Raw genomic sequence first — 23,448 nt, forward strand, 5'->3', positions numbered from 1 at the left:
TGGTCTAGGTATTTTGAGTTGCCTTTATTTCTTCTGTTGTACTGAGGGTAATAACTCTTTCACCATGTCAAGAATAGTTGATTTGGTATTCAAATCGGCAACCCAGGTCGGGTGGTTCATTTCCTGGCACAGATTGCGTAGCGGTGCTGCGTTGCCCTTTCCAGACCCTTGAAGAAAGGCAGGTGACGCCGTTGTGCCCGGTGAACGGCTTTCAGGTCCGTATCGACAACGATTTGAGTGAAGCCGGCCTGTCGCAATAGCTCCACGACTGCTTCTGCCCTTGCTCCCCTCGAGAAATGAACGCGGGACAGGATGCTGCGATGTGTTTCCATCATGTCTGCCGGCTTTGCTTCCGGTTGCGCGAGCAAGCCAAAGCGAGCACGAGTTTTTGAAAACGTTGCGAGCAACTTTGCGAACCAGCCAGGATTGACAAAGTCTCCGTCGACGACGAGCAACTGTCCTCCCGGTTTCAGCACCCGGTGCCATTCCGCGAAGGCGGCCGCAGGATCGACCAGGGTCCAGACAAGGTGCCGGCACGTTATGGCATCGTAGCTTTCGGACGCTTCCATCGTGCGTTCGGCATCGCCAAGCAGAAAGCGGATCGTGCGCCCGCGTTTCATTGCCTTTTCTCGGGCCTTGGCAAGCATGGGTTCCGCCCAGTCCATGCCGGTCACCTCAAAGCCTAGGTCGTCGAGCAGGTGCGAGATAACGCCGGTTCCAGAAGCAAGGTCAAGAACGCGCCTGGAGCCGCCCGGGCCCAGATGCTTTTCGAACAGCCTTATCCAGGCTGTGTGCTCTTCGTCGGAAAAAATCTCGTGGCCCGGCTGGGTGTCGAAGGTCTCGGCCCGCTTGCCCCAGTATTCCTTGATTTCTTCACGCAGATCGAAATTCGAGAGTGTGTCTGCGTCGCTCATCAGGCGTATTGCTCCGGTTGCTTGGAACCATTCCAAAAGATAATTCTTGACTCATATACTCAGGAAAAATACGAAAAACAAGAATTTAAAACTCAACTTATAACCTCAATAAAAAATCGAGGCGGATGTGAGCAAAATCAAAAGCTTGGCAGCATCTTTGCTGGTAACAGTTACTTTTCTTCCGGCAATGGCACTTGCCGGCGACGTGGTAACGGTCACGGATATTACCGGCCGTGAGGTCGAGGTCGAAGTGCCGGTGGAAAAGGTCATCCTGGGCGAGGGGCGTCAGATCTATTTCACCGCCGCGCTGGATGGTGAAGACCCCTTCAAACGTGTCGTCGGCTGGCGAGACGATTTCGAGAAGGCGGACAACGACGGGTACCATCAGTATCTCGAGAAGTACCCGGAAATGGCCGATCTGCCGACTTTCGGCGGCATGAAGAACGGCACTTTCGATGTCGAGCAGGCCGTTGCACTCCAGCCGGACGTGATCATCCTGAACCTCGACGCCAAGGTTGCGACCGAAGAAGGCGGCTACATCGAGAAACTCGGCAAGGTCGGCATCCCGGTTGTCTATGTCGACTTCCGCGAAAAGCCGATGGAAAACACCGAGCCGTCCATGCGCCTGATCGGCAAGCTCTACGGCAAGGAAGACAAGGCCCAGGAATTCATCGAATTCCGGGCAGCCGAGATCGCCAAGGTGACCGACAAGTTGGCGGCACAGTCAGATCTCGCGAAACCCGTTGTGTTCGTGGAGCGTGCAGGCGGCTATTCCGATGATTGCTGCATGTCGTTCGGAAACGAGAATTTCGGCAAGATGGTTGAAATGGCCGGTGGCATCAACATGGCTGCCGAGATCATTCCCGGCACCTTCGGCACCGTCAACCCGGAGCAGATCATCGCGTCCGATCCGGACCAGATCATTGTGACCGGTGCAAACTGGGAGCTGTATGTTCCCGGCGGGAATTGGGTTGGTGTCGGCGCCGGCGCGGATCCGGAAGTATCGGCAGACAAGCTGGCGGGCCTGATGGAACGTCCGGGCTTTACTGGCGTAAAGGCTGTCCGGGACAACAATGTCCATGCCATCTGGCACCAGTTCTACAACAGCCCTTACCAGTTCGTCGCTGTTCAGCAGATCGCCAAATGGCTGCATCCGGAGCTCTTTGCTGACCTTGACCCGGAAGCGACTTTCCAGGAATTGCACGACCGCTTCCTGCCGATCGACTACCGGCCAGGCTACTTCGTTTCGCTGAACTCGAGTAAATAAGATGGCGGTTTCGGAAATCATTCCGGCTGAGGAGGGGCGCGGTCTTTACCGCGCCCTTGCGTTCAGGCGCATTCTGGTTATTTGCGGGCTGATCGTCGCTCTGGCGTTCAGCTTTTCTTTGGATCTGGCCCTCGGACCGGCTCGCTATCCGCTGTCGGAAGTGCTTTCCGCCCTGGTTAATCCGTCCGGCGCCGATCTGCAGACACGCGTCGTCCTATGGGACATTCGCATGCCGATCGCGCTGATGGCGATCACCGTTGGGGCCTGCCTGTCCCTTGCGGGTGCGCAGATGCAGACGATCCTTGCCAATCCGCTGGCCAGCCCCTTCACGCTAGGCATCTCCGCTGCTGCCAGCTTTGGCGCGGCCCTGGGGCTTGTCGCCGGCGTCGCGATCTTTCCGGCCGCAGTGCAATACATGGTCCCGATCAATGCTTTCCTGATGGCCATGGCGGCTTCGCTGTTCATCTATCTGCTGTCCACTGTACGGGGCGTGACTGTTCAGACCATCGTTCTTCTGGGGATCGCATTGGTGTTCACGTTCAACGCTCTGTTGTCGCTGCTGGAATATCTTGCTTCCGAACAGGCGCTGGCTGCGGTCGTCTTCTGGACCATGGGGTCGCTGACCAAGGCGACATGGGGCAAGGTTCTGGCGACCTTCATCATTCTTGTTGTCTGCGTGCCGTTCTTCGCGAGGCATTCCTGGGCTCTGACAGCCCTTCGGCTCGGCGACGTCAAGGCGGCGAGTTTCGGCGTCAACATCAGGTCGCTTCGGCTGAAAACGCTGCTCGGCGTCAGTCTGCTGGCGGCGATCCCCGTGTCCTTTGTCGGGACGATCGGTTTTGTCGGGCTTGTCGGACCGCACATTGCCCGGATGCTGGTCGGAGAAGACCAGCGTTTCTTCCTGCCTGCGGCCATCTTGTGCGGTTCCTTGATGCTGTCGGCAACATCGGTCGTTTCCAAGATCATTCTTCCGGGGGCGATCCTGCCCATCGGCGTCATCACCGCGCTTGTCGGGGTTCCATTCTTCTTCGCGCTCATTTTCGCCGACCGGAGGCAGTCATGGTAACGTTGCAGCTGAAAGGGGTTGGCGCACGTTATGGCTCCACTCTCGCGGTCGAAGGGGTCACGACGCCGGTCTTCTCCGGCGGTGAGCTGACGGCGGTGATCGGTCCCAACGCGGCCGGCAAATCGACCTTGTTCAAGCGCATCTCCGGTCTATTGAAAGGCCCCGGCGATGTCGTGCTGGCCGGCAACCGGGCAGCGCCCCGGGATGCCATCCGCTACATGCCCCAGGATACCCACGCCAATGCCGTCCTGACGGTTTATGAATCCGTTCTGCTGGCTGCCAAACAGGGTGAGGGCTGGCGTGTAAAGGACTCTGAACTCGTCGAAATCGACCAGATCCTGAAGGCGCTTCAGATCGATAGCCTGGCGTTCCGGAACCTTGGCGAACTCTCCGGCGGTCAGCGTCAGCTGGTTTCGATTGCGCAGGCACTGGTACGCCGTCCGGAAGTTTTGATGATGGACGAACCGACCTCCGCGCTGGATCTCTACCGGCAGGTCGAGGTTCTGAACTTCATGCGCGATCTGGCACGCCGCCAGGGCACACTGGTTCTGATTGCCTTGCACGACCTCAATCATGCCCTGCGGTTCTGCCGGAACACCATGGTGATTGCCGAAGGGCGTCTCGTCGCAGCCGGCCCGTCCGAAGATGTCATCACGTCAGCGATGCTGCGTGACATCTACCGTGTGGAGGCGCGCGTGGAGGCCTGTTCGCGCGGCGAAAATCACGTCATCATCGATCGGTCCGCTGCCTGACGGTGTGTGGATCGGCCGATGGCCAACGCCGATTAATCCTGGTCGACGTCTATGCGGGCTTCTTCGACAGTCGAGGCCAGATCCCGGTTCGCATCCAGAAGCACATTCTGGTGCAACCGGATCCGCCACAGGTGATAGGAAACCCTGTGCAGCCAGCGCAAGGCATCCAGTTTCAGCCAGACTGTTTCCGCCGGGACTGCATCGGCGGCGGCCATTGCAATCAGCCGGTCACGATTGAGGCGGCGTTGTCGGCGCATCAGCAGCCGCAACCGGTCCAGCGTCTTCTCCTGTGTCTTGGCGTCCTTCTGCCTGGTGGAAATGTCCGTGACGCCGAGAAGCAGGCCCGCCAGGCGCTTGAGCCGGTGATCCAAAGACAGCTCGTCGATCCTCTGCCGCTGGTCGCAACGGTAGAGAAGGCGGCTCAAATGGTCGAGAATGTGAAACAGGCCTTTCAGTTCCTCCTGAAAGGCCATGTCGTTCGGCGGAACGATGATCTTGTCCAGATATGTCCGTGCTTCTGCGATGGCCTTGGCCAGGTCCTCCCGATCCAGTTCTTCATAAGCAGATGACTTTGCGCCCAACCGATTGCGCAGGCGTTCGATGATCAAGGTTTCCAGATGTGCGACGGTCTGCCCTGCCAGGGACGCGGCTGCGTGCGGGTCCCGCAATACGAGCGGATCCAGACGGCTGGTCAGATCGGAGCCTTTTTCGGGAACGAGATGTTCGATCAGCCGGGCGAATGGCCGCGCAAGTGGAAGCACCAAGACGACGCCGAGCGCATTGAAGAAACTGTGAAATGCGACAAGCGCAATCTGGCTGTCGCCGTTTCCGGTCAACGCCCCGGCCACAAGCTGAAACGGCCCTAGAAGGAAAAACGCCATGACACCGGTCATGACGTTGTAGATCACATGCGCATAGCCCGTACGTCGGGCCATGGTGCCACCGCCGATGGTCGCCAAAGCTGCCGTAAATGTGGTTCCGACGTCCATGCCGATTACCAGCGCCGCTGCTTGCGGAAAGTTGATCGCACCGGCGCCAAGCGCAGCCAGCGCCGTTGCAACGCCTGCGCTGGAGGACTGTGTCACGACGGTGATCAGCATGCCGATCAACACCAGCTGCAACCGGCCGAAGAGTGTGTCCGGCGGAAAGTCGGTCGGGGTTACCACGCCGCTGAAGGCGTCCAGACCGTCTTTCATGTGTTCGATGCCGATAAAGATCAGGCAAAAGCCCGCGAGCGCCTGGCCTGCGAGTGCGATCCGGCCACGGAATGCCAGCCGCGCAATCGCGCCAAAAAACACGAAGGGCAGGGCGATCTGGCCAAGATCCAGCTTGAAGCCGAGAACCGCAACCAGCCACCCTGTCAGGGTCGTGCCGACGTTGGCACCGAAGATGACGCCGAGCGCCTGGGGAAAGGTGAGGAGGCCGGAAGCGACAAAGCCGACAGCGGCAACTGTGGTTGCACTGGATGACTGGATGACTGCGGTGGTGAGAGCACCCGTCACGGCGCCCGACAAGGGCGTTGAGGTAAACCTGGACAACACGTCGCGCATGCGCTGTGCCGCCAGGGCTTTCAGCCCGTCGGTCAGTAGCAGCATACCGATCAGAAACAACCCGACGCCACCAAGCGCGGACATGAAACTCAAAAACATGCAGGCACGTTATCCGACAGGTTAAGCGCCCACAATCAGTCAAGATACTATCGGCTTCGCATTTGCGATCCTTGAGCGTCAGATTGAGGCGAAGGGTGCTTCATGGAGCATCTGCAACTTGAGGCAGAAAGTCCTTTGCTCGCCTGCACGACTGTGGGAGCTTGAACCTGTCAGGCTTATCAAGCTCCTGCCGGATGACGCGCTACGAGGAAGAGAGCAATGAAGAAGTATGAGGCCCCGGGTGTTTATGTCACCGAGCTGAACTCCTTCCCAAACACGGTCGTGCAGGTCCCGACGAGCGTTGCGGTCTTTGTCGGCTACACGGAAACAGCAATTGTGGATGGCAAGGATGTGACCGGCATTCCGGTGCGGATCTCCTCGATGTCGGAATTCGAGGCCCGTTTCGGCGTTGGGCCCATGTTTCGTTTCGACTTCAGCCTGCAGGATGGCAAGCCGGCTCTGGACCTGGAGGAAGCAAGCCGCTTCAATTTGCATGCGGCCATGGGACTTTTCTTCGAAAATGGAGGACATGGTTGCTGGATCTTGTCGGTTGGATGTTACGGCGCGGGAGAGCCCGTTCTCACCAAGTCCGTGGAGGATTTCGGTGAACCTGTCTGGCGAGAGCTCGCCAAGCTGCAGGAACCGTCGGTCATCGTGATACCCGACGCGGTGTTGTTGTCGTCAGAAGATTACAAGACCGTCAGCAATAGATGCCTTGCCCATTGTACAGACTTGCAAAACCGTTTCGCCATTGTCGACGTGTTCGATGGGGAAAGGGCGCGAACTTTGGACGAGAATGACGTGATCTCGGGAAAAAGCGGCCTGCGAACCTTGCTCGCAGCGGAAGATATGAGCTTTGCTGCCGCCTATTATCCCTGGTTGAATACGTCTCACTTTGGTGCGGGGTCGATGACCTTTGAAAATGTTTCGGCTGGTACGCGCAAGGCCTTCTTCGAACATGTTGGCCAGGAGACTGCCATTCAGGCCAATGAGGCCCGGAAAGCCGCTTTCGATAAGGCGGTGAAATCACTTGAGGGCGACGACATCTCCGAAGAGGGGAAATGCACTACTCACAAGATCATGCGGGGTCTTTCAAAGCGCTACAACGAGCTTCTCTCGCAAGCTGTAAAAGCAGTAAGTGTCATGCCTCCGTCAGGCGCGTTGGCAGGTGCATATGCAGCGACAGACGCTCAGGATGGTGTCTGGAAAGCGCCGGCAAATCTCAGCCTCAATTCAGTCGTGTCGCCTTGCGTATCCATTTCCGATGCGGAGCAGGAAGACCTGAACACTCCGTTGGACGGAAAAGCCGTGAACGCAATCCGGTCGTTTCCCGAGCGAGGTAATGTGGTTTGGGGAGCACGCACGCTGGACGGTAACAGCTCGGAATGGCGCTATGTGAATATCCGCCGAACCGCGATCATGCTGGAACAATCGATCAAGGCGGCGCTGGATCCTTTTGTCTTTGCGCCAAACGCCGCTCCGACCTGGCTTATGGTGAAATCGGTGATCGAAAATTTCCTGAACGGGCTATGGAAACAAGGGGCTCTCGCGGGCGCTTCGTCAGAAGATGCCTACGGTGTCGAAGTCGGCCTTGGGACGACGATGACGGGCGCCGATGTTCAGGCCGGTTGCATGAACGTCGTGGTGAAGGTTTCGCTCTTGCAGCCGGCGGAATTCATTGTCCTGTCGTTCCAGCAGAAGGTGCGAAAAGGCTAGCCAGAGAAAACCGATCCATTTGGCGCGTCAGGATCGGTCTGAAAAATCTGCGATCGTTTTGCTGCAAGCGGGGAAAGCCGTCCGGCCTACGGCCAGATGAGCGTTTCCGTCTCGTTGCTGTTGCCGCTGCCGGTTACCCGTGCTCCCGACACCTTGGCCTTGCCGCTGGCAACCATGGAAAGTGCCTTGGGGTAGATCTGGTGTTCAACGTCCAGCACACGGGCAGCCAACGTGTCAGGGGTGTCATTGTCCAGAACCGGGACGGCTCCCTGCATGATGATCGGACCATCGTCCATTTCAGCAGACACATAATGCACGGTGGCACCATGCAACTTGACACCTTCCTGCAAGGCCCGCTCATGTGTGGCAAGGCCTTTGAAAGAGGGCAGGAGAGCCGGATGGATGTTGATCATCCTGCCCGCCCAGGCATTGACCAGGTAGGGGGTCAGGATACGCATGAAACCGGCAAGGGCGACCAGGTCGATCTTGTGGTCCTTCAAAACGGCATCTACCGATTTTTCGAACGCTTCCCGATCACCTGCATGGTCCTTGTGGTCGACAACTGTCGTTGCAATGCCCAGCTCAGCGGCCCGTTCCAGTCCCTTGGCGTCAGGCCGGTTGGACAGGACAAGCGTGATTTCGGCGGGATAGTCGGGAGACATTGCCGCGGAAATCAGCGCGCCCATGTTGGAGCCGCGTCCTGAGATCAGGATGGCAGTCTTCTTGCGGCTCATGCGCCAAGGTCCAGGCTACCGTCAAACAGCACCGGTGCAGCGCCTTCAGCTTCGATGACGCCGATCTTGCTGACCGTTTCACCGGCATTGCGCAGGACGTCGGCAACCGCATCGGCCTGGTCCGCAGCCACGACAATCACCATCCCGGTGCCGCAGTTGAACGTGCGCAGCATTTCCTTCTCGGCAACGCCGCCCGATTTCGCGAGCCAGCCGAACACCGGCGGGACGCTGATCTGGCCAAGATCGATGCGAGCGGAGCAATTCTTCGGCAGAACGCGCGGCAGGTTTTCCGGCAGGCCGCCACCGGTGATGTGGGCAAGGGCCTTGATGCCGGAGGTTTCCTTCAGTGCGGCCAGCAGCGGTTTGACGTAAATCCTGGTCGGTTCCATCAGGGCTTCGCCCAGTGTCTTGCCGGCTGCAAACGGTGCCGCGTCCGACCAGTTCATGCCGGACAGTTCGATGATCTTGCGCACCATGGAATAGCCGTTGGAATGAACGCCGGAGGAGGCCAGAGCAAGCAGTACGTCGCCAGCGGCAACGTCCGGGCGCGGCAGGATCCCGCCACGTTCCACGGCGCCGACGGAGAAGCCTGCCAGATCGTAGTCGCCTTCCACATACATGCCCGGCATTTCAGCTGTCTCGCCGCCGATCAGCGCGGCGCCTGCCATCTTGCAGCCGTCTGCAATGCCGGCAACCACATCCGTTGCAGTGGTCACATCCAGCGCGCCGGTCGCGAAATAGTCGAGGAAGAACAGCGGTTCAGCGCCCTGGACCACCAGATCGTTGACACACATCGCAACAAGGTCGATGCCCACAGTGCGGTGCTGGCCGGTTTCAATCGCAATCTTCAACTTGGTACCGACGCCGTCATTGGCGGCAACAAGGATCGGATCCTGAAACCCTGCGCCCTTCAGGTCAAAAAGACCACCGAAACCGCCGATATCGCTGTCGGCCCCGGGGCGGGAAGTTGCCTTGACCAGCGGCTTGATGCGGTTCACCAGTTCGTTTCCGGCGTCGATATCGACACCAGCATCGGCATAGGTCAGGCCGTTGGGACCAGAGGATTCGCTCATGGGGCACTCCGAGACTGCGTGCGGTTGGCTGTGCCAGTGCGGATTACAGTCTGCCGCCAAGGAACACAAGAGGCGAGCGGTTCTGCGCAGGGCTTAAGAACAGATGGCAGGCCAACTTCCGCATTTTTCTTCAAAACCAGGCCAATTTGAATGGCTCAAAGTGTATTGCCGGCGAAAAAAGAGGTCATGGAGCATCTGGATCAACCTTCAGCGCAAGAGTGCTGCAGACAGCCTGTTGCCGGAAATCGGTCTTGCTGGCCTGTTTGAAAACGTGGTCATAGGCTTTGCCTCATGAGGCAGAAGTGGCTCCTTGATGGACCAATGCCGCGAAAAGCCGACTTCTTCTGGACTTGACCGGAGGCGGGGTTTAATTCCATGTCCGGAAGAAAGCCATTCCTACGCACCGGCACAACCGAGGAGCGCCATACATGACCCTTCGCCGTCAGGTCCAGTTCTGGCTGATTTCCCTCGTTGTTCTTTGCCTGTTTCTGTATGTCTTCTCCAGCGTGCTTCTCCCTTTCGTTGCCGGCATGGCGGTGGCCTATCTGCTGGATCCGGTTTGCGACCGGCTGGAAAAGCTGGGCATGGGGCGGATGTGGGCGACGCTGACAATCCTGTTCGCCTTCGTCCTCATCCTCGTGATGTTCTTCATCCTGCTTCTGCCACTGTTGGGCAATCAGCTTGCCCTTTTCCTGGAAAAGTTCCCGGAGCTGATCCGCAAGCTGCAGGCATTGCTGTCGGATAACTTTCCGGCCGATCTGGCGTCCGTTGCGGGCATCAATGCGGAAGACCTCCAGTCCTCCATGTCCAATCTCATCGGGCAAGGGGCTTCCTTCGTCGGCAAGCTGGCACAGTCGCTCTGGAGCGGCGGTCAGGCGTTGCTGTCGATCCTGTCGCTCTTCGTCATTACGCCGGTTGTTGCATTCTATCTTTTGCTCGACTGGGACCGCATGGTCGCGCGTATCGACAGCTGGCTGCCGCGTGATCATCTGGCAGAAATCCGCGGCCTTGCAAAGGAAATGGATCAGGCTGTTGCCGGTTTCGTGCGCGGGCAGGTGTCGGTCTGTCTTATCCTGGGATCGTTTTATGCTGTTTCTCTGGCGCTGATCGGGCTGAACTTCGGTCTCCTGATCGGAATGGTGGCTGGTCTCGTCAGTTTCATTCCCTTCGTCGGGGCCGGGTTGGGGCTTATCCTGTCCATCGGTGTGGCGCTTGTCCAATTCTGGCCGGAATGGCCCTGGATCATCGCTGTTGCCGCGATCTTTGGCGTCGGTCAGTTTCTGGAGGGCAATATCCTGCAGCCCAAACTTGTTGGCGAAAGCACGGGCCTGCATCCTGTTACGCTTATGTTTGCCTTGTTTGCCTTTGGATATCTCTTTGGATTTGTGGGGATGCTGATCGCGGTTCCCGCCGCCGCGATGATCGGCGTGCTTGCACGCTTTGCCCTGAAGCAGTATCTCGCAAGCCCGGTCTATCGGGGAACCGATCATCCCGTATCGGGGCAAGAAGAACAGGTATCAGAGTAGAAAATGGTGGAAACACCGCGCCAGTTGCCTTTGGAATTGCCGCATGAAGCGGCCTTGAGCCGTGACGACTATCTGGTTGGAGGCTCCAACCGGGCTGCGTTCGAATTGCTGGAACGCTGGCCGGATTGGCCTTCCCCGGTCGTTGTGCTTGCAGGTCCCGTCGGCGCGGGAAAAACCCATCTGGTCCAGGCCTTTCAGGATGAGACCGGCGCTGCCGTTCTGGCTGCTTCCAAGCTCGATCCGCAGTCCGTGGAAACACTCGTTGCCGCACCCGCTGCCGTGATCGAGGATGCGCACCTGGGCATCGACAACACGGCCCTGTTCCACCTTCTCAACGCAGCACGTCAGGCGGGCAAGACGGTGCTCATCACCAGCCGCACCTGGCCTGCCAGCTGGAAAATTTCCCTTCCGGATCTGCAGTCCCGCCTGCGCGCGGCCACGCCTGTCGAAATTCTGGAGCCGGACGATGATCTCCTTCGCCGTGTTCTGGTGAAGTTGTTTGCCGACCGGCAGATTGCGGTCGATCAAGGTGTCGTCGACTATCTTGTGGTGCGAATGGAACGTTCGCTCGAGGTCGCCATGCGCGCCGTGGAGGCGATCGATCAGGAGGCTCTTGCCGGGCGGGTCAAGATCACGAAACCACTTGCCGGGCGGGTCTTGGAAAATGTGCATAAAGGCCAATAATCGCCAATGCTGCCACAGGACTGTCATTTGCCCGCTCAGAAGTTCATGTTAGTCACGGCGGCGTTGAGGCAGAATGGGCGTGCCCGGTTTTGCCGGATTGAAGCGGAAGCTGCGCGGAACAAGGGATGATGCCATGAACGAAGCCCCTGATCTTTCGGACATTCTGCCTGCCTCCACCGTTGCTTCCGATGCAAAGGGAACCGTGCCGGAACTGACACCGGAAGGTGAGCTGGCTACATCTCCGGCCAGGTTCATGAACCGGGAGCTGTCCTGGCTCCAGTTCAATCTCCGGGTTCTGGAAGAAGCCATGAACCCGAACCATCCGCTGCTTGAGCGCGTTCGGTTCCTGTCGATCTCCGCCAACAATCTCGACGAATTTTTCATGGTGCGTGTGGCCGGCCTGCGTGGCCAGCAACGGGCCGACGTTACCAATCTGTCCGACGACGGCCTGACGCCGACCGAACAGCTTCAGAAGATCAGCGAAGCAGTGCGTGATCTCCAGGCGTCCCAGCAGAAGATCTGGGTAGAGCTGCGCCGGGAGATTGCCGACAAGGGTATCGAGATCCCGCAGGGCGACACGCTTGACCAGGCGGACAAGGCCTGGCTGCAAGACTATTTCCTTGCTTATGTCTTCCCGGTTCTGACGCCGCTTGCCATCGACCCGGCGCATCCGTTCCCGTTCATTCCGAACCTTGGCTTTTCCATCGTCTTTGAACTGGCGCCAACTTCCGGTGGGCGCGGCATGATTGCTCTGCTCAGAATTCCGAGCCAGGTTGATCGCTTCGTTCAACTGCCAAACGGCGAAGATGGCGCTGCCCGGTTCATCGCAATCGAGAAAGTCGTCAGCCTCTTCATCGGGCGCTTGTTTCCAGGCTACGAGATCCGGGGCAAGGGGGCGTTCCGCGTCATTCGTGACAGCGATCTTGAAATCGAAGAAGAAGCGGAAGACCTCGTTCGTCTGTTCGAAAGCGCCTTGCGCCGCCGCCGCCGGGGCTCGGTGATCCGTCTGGAAATCCAGGAAACCACACCACCGGCGCTGCGTGAGTTCGTGGGGGAGGCGCTGCATGTCGGGCAAAGCGAGATCTTCCTTGCAAACGGCTTGCTTGCGCTCAACAACCTGTCCCAGATTGTTGACCTCGAGCGGCCTGACCTGAAGTTCCAGCCCTATACCGCCCGCTTTCCGGAGCGCATTCGCGAACATGGCGGCGACTGCCTTGCGGCGATCCACCAGAAGGACATCATCGTCCACCACCCGTATGAATCCTTCGACGTGGTGGTTCAGTATCTGCGGCAGGCTGCGCGTGATCCGGATGTGGTGGCGATCAAGCAGACGCTCTATCGTACCTCCAACGACAGCCCCATCGTGAAGGCTTTGGCTGAGGCGGCCGAAGCCGGCAAATCCGTTACCGCACTGGTGGAGCTCAAGGCCAGGTTCGACGAGGAAGCGAATATCAAGTGGGCGCGCGATCTGGAGCGGGCAGGGGTACAGGTTGTCTTCGGCTTCATCGAGCTGAAAACACACTCCAAGCTCTCCATGGTCATCAAGCGCGAGCACGGTCAGCTCAAGACCTATTGCCACATCGGGACAGGAAACTATCACCCGATCACGGCGCGGATTTATGAGGATCTTTCCTTCTTCACTGATGATCCCGGCATTGCCGAGGATGCTGCCCGGGTGTTCAACTTCATCACCGGTTACGCTCAACCGGCGGAACTGAACAACCTCATGGTGTCTCCGGTCAACCTGCGTCAGCGCATGCTGGAAATGACCGAGAACGAGATCGAGCACGCCCGCGCAGGCCGCCCCGCGCAGATCTGGTGGAAGATGAATTCCCTCGTGGATCCGGCGATCATCGATGCCCTTTATCGCGCAAGCCAGGCAGGTGTGCAGATCGATCTGATCATTCGCGGCATTTGCTGCCTGCGTCCGGGCATTCCGGGCCTGTCCGACAACATTCGGGTGAAATCCATTGTCGGACGTTTCCTGGAGCATTCTCGCATCTACTGCTTTGGCAACGGCCAGGGACTGCCGTCTCCCGAGGCACACGTCTATATCGGCTCAGCCGATCTGATGCCGCGTAACATCGACCGGCGGGTCGAGGTCCTGGCACCGCTCAAGACACCGACGGTGCACGAACAGGTTCTGGACCAGATCATGGTGGCCAACCTGAAGGACAACCAGCAAAGCTGGCGCATTCTGTCGGACGGCAGCCATGAGCGCATCGTTCCGAACGCCAATGAGGAACCCTTCAATGCGCATCAGTATTTCATGACGAACCCCTCGCTTTCCGGCAGAGGCAAATCATTGAAGAGCGATCGGCCGAGGCCGTTCCTGGAACGGCAAAAACGAGGTTAGCATGACTGCTGAGTTTCATCCGGCACGTGGCCGGCTCAACGGGTCCGGACCTGTCGCAGTCGTGGACATCGGCTCCAACTCCGTGCGCCTCGTGATTTACGAGCGCAAGGCCCGCACGCCGACCATGCTGTTCAACGAAAAGCTGCTGGCAGGGCTTGGCAAGGGCATTGCCGCGACCGGCCGTCTGGCCGACGATTCCGTCAGTCTGGCGCTCGGTGAACTGACCCGCTTCAAGACCCTGATCAAGCATACCGGATGCCAGGACATCTACATCGTGGCGACGGCTGCGGCGCGCGATGCGGAAAACGGGCCTGATTTCGTGCGCGAGGTCGAACGGTTTCTGGAGGCACCGGTTCGCATCCTCGATGGCAATGAAGAGGCCTATTATTCCGCTCTTGGTGTGATTGCCGGGTTCTGGCAGCCGCGCGGCATTGTCGGCGACATGGGGGGCGGCAGTCTGGAGCTGGTGGAAATTGCCGACAACAAGCCCGGCACGGGAGCGACGTTCCCCCTTGGCGGGCTGCGGCTTTCGGAAGAGGCCGAAGGCAAGATCGCCAAGGCGCAGAAGATCACCGAAGCGGCTCTCAAGGACTTTCAGTGGCCTGACCTGGCTCCCGGTGAACGGACATTCTATGCCGTTGGCGGCACGTGGCGGTCGCTGGGCCGTCTGCATCTGATGCAGAACAATTATCCGCTGCACGTGATGCACAATTATGAAATCAGTGCGGAAGAGGCGATTGCCTTCTGCAGGCGTATCGCCATTCCGAACCTTGAAGGGGTGGAACTGGCGGAGATCGTTTCCAAACAGCGCCGTCCTCTGGTGCCGATCGGTGCAGTCGTGCTGGAACAGGTGCTGACGTCGATGAAGGCGGAGCGCCTGGTCTTTTCCGCAACCGGTGTTCGTGAAGGCCTGCTCCATGAAAAGCTGCCTTCGGAAATGCAGGCTCATGACCCGGTAATTGAAGCTGCGCGCGAGCTGTGCACGCTGCGTGCGCGCTCACCTGCGCACGCGGAAGAGCTGATTGTCTGGACGGACAAGCTGTTCAAGGAACTTGGCATCGAGGAAACCGCCAACGAGACACGGCTTCGCCACGCGGCGTGTCTTCTCTCTGACATCGGCTGGCGCGCCCATCCCGACTATCGCGGCGAGCAGAGCCTCAATATCATTTCGAACGCATCTTTCGTCGGGCTGGATCATGCCAGTCGCGCTTATCTTGCAGCCGCCGTTTTCTATCGCCACCAGGGTCTGCGCGAGGGCGATCTTTCGCCGGTCATCCGGGAGCTGTTTACGGACCGTCTGCGCATCCGCGCCAAGGTTCTTGGCGCTACCATGCGGGTGGCTTCTCTTTTGAGTGCTTCCATTGCCGGCATGTTGCCGAAGGTCGGCATCACCAAATCGGAAACAGGGTTGTCGCTGGATCTCGGCAAGGACCTTGCCGATCTCGACGGTGAACGCCTGCGCAAGCGTGCGAACCAGCTCAGCAAGGTCATCGATGTCGATGTTGCTGTAAACGCCGACTGATTTCTGGGGTGCTTCGAAACTGAGACTGAGAAGGCAGGCGGCAGAGTTTACTCTGCCGCTTCCGATTCAACGTTCGCCTGCCGCGGTTGATCAATTGCGACGATCTGACGATCCTGGAAGGCGAGGGCGACTTCGCCGCGCTTCAGCTTGAGCGCGGTTTCGCCGAAAAGCTCGCGCCGCCAGCCCTTCATGGCTGCCACATCGGCAGCATCATCCGCGGCAATCTTTTCTAGATCATCCACCGTGGCTATGACCTTGGCAGCAACGCCATGGGCCTCGCTGACAAGTTTCAGAAGAACCTTCAAGAGATCGACAGCGGCCGCTGAACCATCCGGTGCCTGTCGACCTTTCGGCAGTTTCGGCATTTCGTTCTTGGGAAGCGAAACGGCCCGTCTGACGGCTTTCAGGATCTCGTCTGCGGACTTTGAACGCTCGAAGCCGCGCGGAATGGTCCTGAGGCGCGCGAGCGATTCTGCGTCCTGGGGCTGCTGAGCTGCGAGCTCGTAGATGGCATCGTCCTTGATGACGCGGCTGCGCGGAACGTCGCGTGATTGCGCTTCCCGTTCGCGCCAGGCTGCAACTTCCATCATCACGGCCAGTTCAACCGGCTTGCGCACTCGAAGCTTCAGCCGTTTCCAGGCCTGTTCGGGATCCGTACGGTAGGTGTTGATGGATGTCAGCACCTGCATTTCGTCTTGAACCCAGTGGCTGCGGTCCTGTTCGGCGAGATTCGCTTTCAGGAACTGATAGGCGTCGCGCAGATGCGTGACGTCCGCCAGCGCATAATCCAGTTGCTTTGCCGTCAGCGGCCTGCGGGCCCAGTCGGTGAAGCGGGACGACTTGTCGATCCGGGCACCGGTCACCTTGTAGACAAGCTGGTCGTAGGAAATGGAATCACCAAAGCCGCAAACCATGGCCGCGACTTGAGTGTCGAACAGCGGGGCCGGGATAAGTTCTCCCAGATGATAGATGATTTCGATGTCCTGGCGGGCAGCGTGAAAAACTTTTGTCACATTGCCGTCGCGCATAAGCTCGAAAAAGGGCTCAAGGTCCAGCCCTTCGGACAGGGCATCGACGATGAAGGCCATGTCAGGCCCTGCCATCTGGATGACGCAGAGCTTGGGCCAAAAGGTTGTCTCACGGAGAAACTCCGTGTCGACAGTCACGTAATCATGAGCGGCAAGACGCTGGCACGCAGCGGCGAGATCTTTTGTTTTTGTAATCACATGCATGGTGACGGACAGCTATACCCGAGTTCTGCCGCTTTGTCGCCACGAAATGGTAATTTTCGCGCTTGAAGCTCTTGAAAAGGCGCATTTTGTGCGCCTATGTTGAAGCTTAAGCGAGCGTCCGCAAAAGAACACACAGGGGAGTGGAAATGCGCAAGATACTGGTGGTGAATTCAAAGGGCGGTTGCGGCAAGACGACCCTCGCCACGAATCTTGCCGTTGCGCTCGCCGCCCGTGGCGAAGATGTTGCACTTGCCGATGCGGACCGGCAGAAGTCGAGCCTTTCCTGGGTCAAGCGCCGCCCAAAGGGCCTGGCGCAGATCGAAGGTCTCAACTGGAGCAAGGAGGAGGCTATCGGTGACAAGGACAAGCATCTGGACGCCATTGTCATCGACGGACCCGGCGGGCTTCGATCGGAGCTGGCCAAGAACCTGATCGCGGAGTCGTCCGATATCATCGTTCCGGTGCTTGCATCAGCCTTCGACTGGGACGCCACCTTGAAGTTTCTCGACGGCATTTCCGATATCAAGCGCGTGCGCAAGGGCAAGGCCGATATTCACGTGGTTGCAAACCGGATCGATCGCCGGTCAAACCAGGTTGCCGATCTGGAGCAGTTGCTCGCCAAAAAGGGCTATCCGCTGCTTGCCCGGATTTCTGATCGGGTGATATATGCCCGCCATGCCGCAGCCGGGTCTGGCGTATTCGACTATTCCGATGCCAGTTCTCACGAGATCCGCGGTCAGTGGCATCCACTGTTGCAAGCAGTCGACGCCTGAGAGAAATTCCCGAACCGTTTCGCGTTCAAAAGGGGAGAGGCAAGCCTACCGCAAGCCTTTCCCTTGACTTTCGTCCCGCAACATGGATTGTGCAGCCGGACTCGGCCTGCCTCCAGCGGGCCGTAACGATTTTCTATGCCAAGAAAAATGTCGAGGAATTAGAATGCACCCCTACCGTAGTCACACATGCGGTGACCTCCGTCTGTCCGACGAAGGCCAGACTATCCGTCTTTCCGGCTGGGTCCACAGGGTCCGCGATCATGGCGGGGTGCTGTTCATCGATCTGCGCGATCATTATGGTGTCACCCAATGCGTGGTCGACCCCGACTCTGCGGCCTTCAAACTGGCCGAAACCGTGCGTTCCGAATGGTGTATCCGCATCGACGGCAACGTGAAGAAGCGTACTGACGAAACCATCAACGCCGAACTTCCGACCGGTGACATTGAAGTCTTCATCCGCGAGATGGAAATCCTGGGGGCGGCGAAGGAACTGCCGCTGCCGGTCTTCGGTGATCTGGACTATCCTGAAGAAGTTCGTCTGAAGTACCGTTTCCTGGATCTGCGCCGCGAGAAGCTGCACCAGAACATGATCCTGCGCTCCAATGTGGTGCGCGATCTGCGTGACCGCATGTGGAACATCGGCTTCAACGAATTCCAGACGCCGATCATCACGGCATCTTCCCCTGAGGGCGCGCGTGACTTCCTGGTTCCGTCTCGTCTGCACCCCGGCAAGTTCTACGCCCTGCCGCAGGCCCCGCAGCAGTTCAAACAGCTGCTGATGGTCTCGGGCTTCGACAAGTACTTCCAGATCGCGCCGTGTTTCCGCGATGAGGACCCGCGTGCCGATCGTTCACCGACCGACTTCTACCAGCTCGACATGGAAATGTCCTTCGTCACCCAGCAGGACGTGTTCGATACCATCGAGCCGGTGATTGCAGGCTGCTTCGAGCGTTTCGGCAACGGCCGTCCGGTCAACCGCGACTGGCCGCAGATTTCCTACAAGGATTCAGCGCTCTGGTACGGAACCGACAAGCCGGACCTCAGAAACCCGATCAAGATGGAAATCGTCTCCGAGCATTTTGCAGGATCCGGTTTTGCAATCTTTGCCAAGCTGCTGGAGCAGCCGGGCACCGAGATCCGCGCTATCCCGGCACCGAAGGGCGGAAGCCGCAAGTTCTGCGACCGCATGAACAAGTTCGCCCAGGAGCAGGGCCTGCCGGGTATGGGCTACATCTTCTGGCGCAAGGCTGAAGACGGTTCCATGGAAGCTGCCGGTCCGCTGGCCAAGAACATTGGTCCGGAGCGCACCGAAGCGATCCGCACCCAGCTGGGTCTCGACGTCGGTGATGCGGCCTTCTTCCTCGGCGGCAAGCCGAAGCAGTTCGAGCCGGTCGCAGGCAAGGCCCGTGTCATCATCGGCGAAGAGCTCGGCCATACCGACAAGGACCGGTTCGAATTTGCCTGGATCGTGGATTTCCCGATCTACGAGCGCGATGAGGAAACCGGCGAGATCGATTTCTCGCACAACCCGTTTTCCATGCCTCAGGGCGGAATGGAGGCGTTGGAAGGCGATCCTCTGGAAGTATTGGGTTACCAATACGATCTGGCCTGCAACGGCCACGAACTGATTTCAGGCGCGATCCGAAACCACAAGCCTGAGGTAATGTACAAGGCTTTCGAGATCGCCGGCTATCCGGCTGAGGAAGTCGACAAGCGCTTCGGCGGCATGGTCAATGCATTCCAGTATGGCGCTCCTCCGCATGGCGGCTGCGCGGCCGGCATCGACCGCATGGTCATGCTGATGGCTGATGAAGCCAACATCCGTGAAGTCATGCTCTTCCCGATGAACCAGAAGGCGGAAGACCTGATGATGGGCGCACCGAGCGAAGCGACATCGGCTCAGCTTCGCGATCTGCATTTGCGTCTGAACTTGCCGGACGCCTAATAACAACCTACTTGCGGGTAACCGTTAAATAGGGATAACCCTCTGCAACAGAGGCTTGAGGCCGGCCTAGCCGGCCTCAGTCATGCTAAGCTTAGCGAGTTTTTGGAAAGGCGGCTTACAGTGCTCAACCCTGCAAAATGGGAGATCTGGAACGATCCGGATGGCACGGTCCAAGTCATCAAGCGCCTGTTGAGCGAAAATCTCCGGGCCTACATACCACGCTACATGGTGGCCTTCGTTTTCATGGGCATGGTCGCGGCGACGACCGCCGCAAGTGCCTGGATCATGAAGGATGTAATCAACGAGGTGTTCATCAACCGCGACAAGGCGATGATCTATGTCATCGCCGGAGCGGTCATCTGCATCTTCACCCTCAAGGGCGCTTCGACCTACGGTCAGATGGTTGTTCTCTCAAGGGTAGGCAACGCGATTGTTGCTGACCTTCAGAACCGCTTGTTCAAGCGGCTGACCATGCAGGACCAGGCCTATTACGACCGGATGTCCCTGCCGGAACTGGGCATTCGCGTGAACACGGGTGCCGGCAGTGCCCGTTCGGTCATCGACATGATCGTGCTCAGTCTTGGCCGGGATATTCTGACCCTGATCGGTCTCGTCGGCGTGATGATTGTCCAGGATCCCCTGATGAGCCTGCTCGCACTGGTGATCATGCCGCCGATCGTCGTCGGTGTCAGTTTTCTGGTCAAGCGGGTGAAGACCTATGCCAAGCGGCAGGTGGTTTCGAACGCCAAGATCGGCTCGACCCTGCAGGAAACCGTGCTGGGTATTCGCATCGTCAAGGCATTCCGAATGGAGCAGACGATGCAGCAGCGGATGGCGACATCCGTCTCTGAAGTCGAGCGCCAGTCCAACAAGATTGCGGCGCTAACGGCGCGGACATCCCCGCTGATGGAATCCCTCGGCGGGTTCGCGATCGCACTGGTTATCTTCTACGGTGGATATTCGGTGGTGGAACTGGGCAAGGATCCCGGCGCGTTCTTTGCATTCATCACCGCCCTGCTGCTTGCGTATGATCCGGCGCGCCGTCTGGCCCGCCTGAATGTCAATCTCAGCAAGGCGCTGGTCGGGGTTCGTCTGATGTACGAATTGATCGACGAGCAGCCGGATCTGGAGCAGGTCGAAAATGCACCGGACCTCAAGGTCGATAGCGGGCAGATCGAACTGAAGGACGTCAAGTTCTCCTATGGCGAAGGTGCTGCCCTGAACGGGCTGACCTTGACGGCTGAGGGCGGCAAGACAACGGCACTGGTTGGTGCATCCGGCGCCGGGAAATCAACGGTCTTTGCCTTGATCGAGCGTTTCTACGATCCGCAGCAAGGTACGATCTGCGTTGACGGCCAGCCGATCAAATCGGTGACGATGGGTTCCCTGCGCCGTAACATTGCCTACGTCAGTCAGGACTCCTACCTCTTCAACATCAGCATCCGCGACAACATCGCAATCGGCAGGCCCGATGCGACGCAGGAAGAGATCGAGGCGGCGGCAAAGGCGGCAAACGCCCATGACTTCATCCTCGAATTGCCTGAAGGCTACAACACGTTGGCAGGCGACGGTGGCGGCCGGTTGTCCGGCGGTCAGCGTCAGCGGGTTGCCATCGCGCGCGCCATGCTGCTTGATGCGCCGATCCTGTTGCTGGACGAGGCGACCTCCGCTCTCGACGCGGAATCCGAGGCCAAGATCCAATCCGCGCTCGAAACACTGATGGAAGGCCGCACGACGCTTGTGATCGCGCACCGGCTCAGCACGGTTCGCCACGCGCACAAGATACTCGTTCTGGACAGGGGCCGCGTCCTTGAAAGCGGCACGCATGACGAATTGTTCGAGCACGACGGCATATATCGGCGCCTGTGCGAACTGCAGTTTCAGAGCCGGAACGAGGCAGCCGAGTAAACCTGCATTTTTGAACGCATAAACAAGAAAAGCCCGGACAAGGTCCGGGCTTTTTGCTGTTTGAAGACAGAGTTACTGGTTGGCGGTAATGCCGACCGAAAGGATCTGCGGGATCATCTGGGGCGCGAACATCGCCGTTCCCATGATCTGGGACAGGGGAACCGGCGCGCCAGGTGCCGCGGTCAGTTCCAGCGAGCCTGGGGTGTTCAGGAACTGGGTCACAGCCTGAGCGACCTTGCCTTCCAATTCCTTGTTCTGCAGCATGCCAAGCATCATCGGCAGCGTGCCGGTGAGGCCAGCTACATAGGTTGGTGTGTCAACACCGGCCTTTTTCGATTCCTGATCCAGAACGCGTCCGGTCAAAGAGGCGTCGTCCAGCCGGATCTTGGCATTTTCGATGGTCACGTTCTGCAGAAGTGCCATCGCTTCTTCCGGCTTCTCCGACTTTTCGTTGAGCTGGGTGACCACTTCCCGGGTAACCCCGCCCATGGAGAAGGAAAGCGACAGGCTGGCGGCTTCCTTGGCATCGATCTTGAGTTCCGGGACCACAAGCGTGGCTGCTTCCGGATCCCATTTGCCTGACCCGGCAACATCAACAGTCAGGGTTTCATAACCGAGATCCGTGAGGGACTTGGTTTCTTTCGATTCCAGTTCCTTCACATCAATCGTGGCGCCGGTCACGGCGAAACTGCCGGCCGTCGGAAGATCGCCGTCCATGGCATCGATCGAAGAGGAGATTTTTACGATGTCGGCAATCTGGTTGTCTTCATCGCGGATCTGGATGCTGTTGGCTTCAAACGTCTTGTAGCCGGGCCCGACCGGCGGCGTATCGGACGCAGCTTCTTCCGGCGTGGGCAAGAGAAGTTCCGTAACCTTGAGGTCTGCCAGCGACATGCCGCCGTCCTCGGCCGTGAGCTGAAGGTTGCTCATGTCGAGACTTGCCAGTTTGAGCCGGCCGTCAGCCTGGATTTCGCCGCCCGTCAGAACGGTGGAAGCGATGGTGACGCTGGCGCCTTCCTCGTCTTCCTTGCTGATGACGATGTCGCTGAGCGTGACGGCGCCACCTGCTTCGTCAACCGAACCATAGCTCTCGACGGTGCCTTTTTCAGCGTCCAGCAGCGACAGGAACGCATCGGCAATCTCGTTCCCGGACGGATCGAAGGCAAGAGCCGGAGAGGCTTGTAGAGCGAGCAGACTGACAGCGGCTGTCAGACCGGCTGCGATCCGGGGCGAACGGGAAAACATCATTGAAAATCTCCACGAAATAGAGGTGATCCCACTCTGGGGTAAGTTCCACAGTGTGGCAAGGCGAAAGCCGGTTGAAGCAATAGCCGGGCTTATTCGAACAAAATATGTCCTGCGTCACACTTTCCCCGGTTGAAACGCGAAGGCGTTGTAGCCAGTGCTTTGCCGGGGCTGATTGTGTCAGGCAGCTGCCTTTTCCAGGAAGGTGCTGTTGGCGCGTTCGATGTCTTCCAGTGTCGGCAGGCTGGCTTCGTTGCCCAGGTGCTGGATCGCATGGGTCGAGGCACCACGTGCAAAGCGGAAGTGCTGATCCCAGCTTCTTTCCGGCCATTGCAGGTAGGACGCAACATAGGCGCCGTGAAAAACATCGCCGGCCCCGTTGGAATCGACCACTTTCGACAAGGGTACATTCAGGGCCGGCATAACCTTGTCCGGACCGCCGGCTTCGTACCAGACCATGCCTTCGTCGCCGAGCGTGACAGCGCCGACAGGACAGTTCTTGGTACGCAAATACGCCAGGGTCTCGCCGGTCGACATGCCAAGCTGTTGGCAGAACCGTTCGGAAACGACCGCAATGTCGATCTGGTTCAAAAGCTCGTCCGTGTTCTCGCGAACCGCGCCTCCGTCGAGAGACGTCAGAATGCCGAGGTTCTTGCATGTGGTCGCATAGTGGAGGGCTGCATCCGGCATGTGGCCATCCAGATGCAATGCCTTCATGCCGGTAAGCGTGAGGGGAGGGAAAGGATGCAGGAATTCGTTGTCGCGGCAGCGCACGATGGCACGCTTGCCTCCCTTCGGCATGATGAAGGAGAGCGAACTCTCGCGCACCTTGCGCCCGTGAATGGAAATGCCGTAGGCCGCGGCCATGTCCAGGAACATCCGCGCCAGCCAGTCGTCCGCCTGCGAACACAACAGTTCCGGCTTGCCACCCAGCTTGGCGCAGCAGAACGCCGCTGTAACGGCATTGCCGCCGAAACTGATCGCGTAATCCCGGGCAATTGTCTTTTCGTCGCCCGTCGGCAGCTGGTCGGTCAAAAACGTAACGTCGATATAGGCTTGTCCAATAAACAATGCCTGCATGTAACC

The 23,448-nt window shown here is 58.7% G+C and carries 18 protein-coding genes; 11 read left to right on the forward strand and 7 right to left on the reverse strand.

The window, feature by feature from the left end; translation table 11 throughout:
• Positions 1-116: 116 nt before the first annotated feature.
• Positions 117-914 carry a class I SAM-dependent methyltransferase gene (locus ACVDG9_RS10015; RefSeq protein WP_228868632.1) on the reverse strand — a complete coding sequence of 266 codons (798 nt, stop codon included), beginning with the start codon at positions 912-914 and terminating at the stop codon, positions 117-119.
• 187 nt (positions 915-1,101) lie between these two features.
• Here ACVDG9_RS10015 and ACVDG9_RS10020 point away from each other — a divergent pair, with 187 nt between their 5' ends.
• The 3 genes from ACVDG9_RS10020 to ACVDG9_RS10030 are packed head-to-tail and all read left to right on the forward strand — an operon-like array spanning position 1,102 to position 3,999.
• Positions 1,102-2,181 (forward strand): ABC transporter substrate-binding protein, encoded by a 1,080-nt coding sequence (locus tag ACVDG9_RS10020; protein WP_447238299.1) that lies wholly within the window; start codon positions 1,102-1,104, stop codon positions 2,179-2,181.
• 1 nt (position 2,182) lies between these two features.
• The gene (locus ACVDG9_RS10025; RefSeq protein WP_062489027.1) at positions 2,183-3,247 is read left to right on the forward strand and encodes a FecCD family ABC transporter permease; all 1,065 of its coding nucleotides are present in this window, start codon (positions 2,183-2,185) and stop codon (positions 3,245-3,247) included.
• Complete coding sequence (locus ACVDG9_RS10030; protein ID WP_055653694.1) at positions 3,241-3,999, forward strand: ABC transporter ATP-binding protein; 759 nt, start codon at positions 3,241-3,243, stop codon at positions 3,997-3,999. The genes ACVDG9_RS10025 and ACVDG9_RS10030 overlap by 7 nt, the downstream gene beginning before the upstream one ends.
• Before the next feature lie 32 nt (positions 4,000-4,031).
• Here ACVDG9_RS10030 and ACVDG9_RS10035 read toward each other — a convergent pair whose 3' ends face one another.
• A complete protein-coding gene (locus tag ACVDG9_RS10035; RefSeq protein ID WP_296601401.1) occupies positions 4,032-5,648 on the reverse strand; it encodes a Na/Pi cotransporter family protein in 1,617 nt (538 codons plus the stop codon).
• A 219-nt stretch (positions 5,649-5,867) separates the two neighbouring features.
• On the opposite strand from ACVDG9_RS10035, the gene ACVDG9_RS10040 reads away from it, so the two are divergent.
• Positions 5,868-7,364 carry a contractile injection system sheath protein gene (locus ACVDG9_RS10040; RefSeq protein WP_447237877.1) on the forward strand — a complete coding sequence of 499 codons (1,497 nt, stop codon included), beginning with the start codon at positions 5,868-5,870 and terminating at the stop codon, positions 7,362-7,364.
• 86 nt (positions 7,365-7,450) lie between these two features.
• Here the strand turns inward: ACVDG9_RS10040 and purN are convergent, their stop codons facing one another.
• Together purN and purM are read right to left on the reverse strand one after the other, a co-directional pair.
• On the reverse strand, positions 7,451-8,098 hold the full coding sequence (gene purN, locus ACVDG9_RS10045; protein WP_447237878.1) for a phosphoribosylglycinamide formyltransferase: 648 nt from the start codon (positions 8,096-8,098) through the stop codon (positions 7,451-7,453).
• Positions 8,095-9,171 (reverse strand): phosphoribosylformylglycinamidine cyclo-ligase, encoded by a 1,077-nt coding sequence (gene purM / locus ACVDG9_RS10050; RefSeq protein WP_447237879.1) that lies wholly within the window; start codon positions 9,169-9,171, stop codon positions 8,095-8,097. The genes purN and purM overlap by 4 nt, the downstream gene beginning before the upstream one ends.
• Positions 9,172-9,599: 428 nt before the next feature.
• On the opposite strand from purM, the gene ACVDG9_RS10055 reads away from it, so the two are divergent.
• The 4 genes from ACVDG9_RS10055 to ACVDG9_RS10070 all read left to right on the forward strand — a co-directional run bounded on the left by ACVDG9_RS10055 (position 9,600) and on the right by ACVDG9_RS10070 (position 15,259).
• The gene (locus ACVDG9_RS10055) at positions 9,600-10,697 is read left to right on the forward strand and encodes an AI-2E family transporter (protein ID WP_447237880.1); all 1,098 of its coding nucleotides are present in this window, start codon (positions 9,600-9,602) and stop codon (positions 10,695-10,697) included.
• A 3-nt stretch (positions 10,698-10,700) separates the two neighbouring features.
• Positions 10,701-11,381: a P-loop NTPase family protein gene (locus tag ACVDG9_RS10060; RefSeq protein ID WP_055653703.1), complete on the forward strand. Its 681-nt coding sequence runs from the start codon at positions 10,701-10,703 to the stop codon at positions 11,379-11,381.
• Positions 11,382-11,514: 133 nt separating this feature from the next.
• The gene (locus ACVDG9_RS10065) at positions 11,515-13,737 is read left to right on the forward strand and encodes an RNA degradosome polyphosphate kinase (protein WP_031270745.1); all 2,223 of its coding nucleotides are present in this window, start codon (positions 11,515-11,517) and stop codon (positions 13,735-13,737) included.
• Position 13,738: 1 nt separating this feature from the next.
• Positions 13,739-15,259 carry a Ppx/GppA phosphatase family protein gene (locus tag ACVDG9_RS10070; RefSeq protein WP_447237881.1) on the forward strand — a complete coding sequence of 507 codons (1,521 nt, stop codon included), beginning with the start codon at positions 13,739-13,741 and terminating at the stop codon, positions 15,257-15,259.
• A 47-nt stretch (positions 15,260-15,306) separates the two neighbouring features.
• Here the strand turns inward: ACVDG9_RS10070 and rnd are convergent, their stop codons facing one another.
• A complete protein-coding gene (gene rnd, locus ACVDG9_RS10075) occupies positions 15,307-16,491 on the reverse strand; it encodes a ribonuclease D (RefSeq protein ID WP_023004024.1) in 1,185 nt (394 codons plus the stop codon).
• 146 nt (positions 16,492-16,637) lie between these two features.
• Here rnd and ACVDG9_RS10080 point away from each other — a divergent pair, with 146 nt between their 5' ends.
• From ACVDG9_RS10080 to ACVDG9_RS10090, 3 genes are all read left to right on the forward strand, one after another.
• On the forward strand, positions 16,638-17,264 hold the full coding sequence (locus ACVDG9_RS10080) for a nucleotide-binding protein (protein ID WP_031270746.1): 627 nt from the start codon (positions 16,638-16,640) through the stop codon (positions 17,262-17,264).
• Positions 17,265-17,427: 163 nt separating this feature from the next.
• Positions 17,428-19,209 carry an aspartate--tRNA ligase gene (aspS, locus tag ACVDG9_RS10085; protein WP_152506909.1) on the forward strand — a complete coding sequence of 594 codons (1,782 nt, stop codon included), beginning with the start codon at positions 17,428-17,430 and terminating at the stop codon, positions 19,207-19,209.
• 120 nt (positions 19,210-19,329) lie between these two features.
• Positions 19,330-21,117: an ABC transporter ATP-binding protein gene (locus ACVDG9_RS10090; protein WP_055653708.1), complete on the forward strand. Its 1,788-nt coding sequence runs from the start codon at positions 19,330-19,332 to the stop codon at positions 21,115-21,117.
• Positions 21,118-21,189: 72 nt separating this feature from the next.
• On the opposite strand, the gene ACVDG9_RS10095 is transcribed toward ACVDG9_RS10090, so the two are convergent.
• A complete protein-coding gene (locus ACVDG9_RS10095) occupies positions 21,190-22,365 on the reverse strand; it encodes an aq_1923 C-terminal domain (RefSeq protein WP_023004028.1) in 1,176 nt (391 codons plus the stop codon).
• 177 nt (positions 22,366-22,542) lie between these two features.
• Complete coding sequence (locus tag ACVDG9_RS10100; protein ID WP_023004029.1) at positions 22,543-23,442, reverse strand: sugar kinase; 900 nt, start codon at positions 23,440-23,442, stop codon at positions 22,543-22,545.
• Positions 23,443-23,448 lie beyond the last annotated feature (6 nt).

The organism is Roseibium sp. RP-7 (assembly GCF_053005225.1).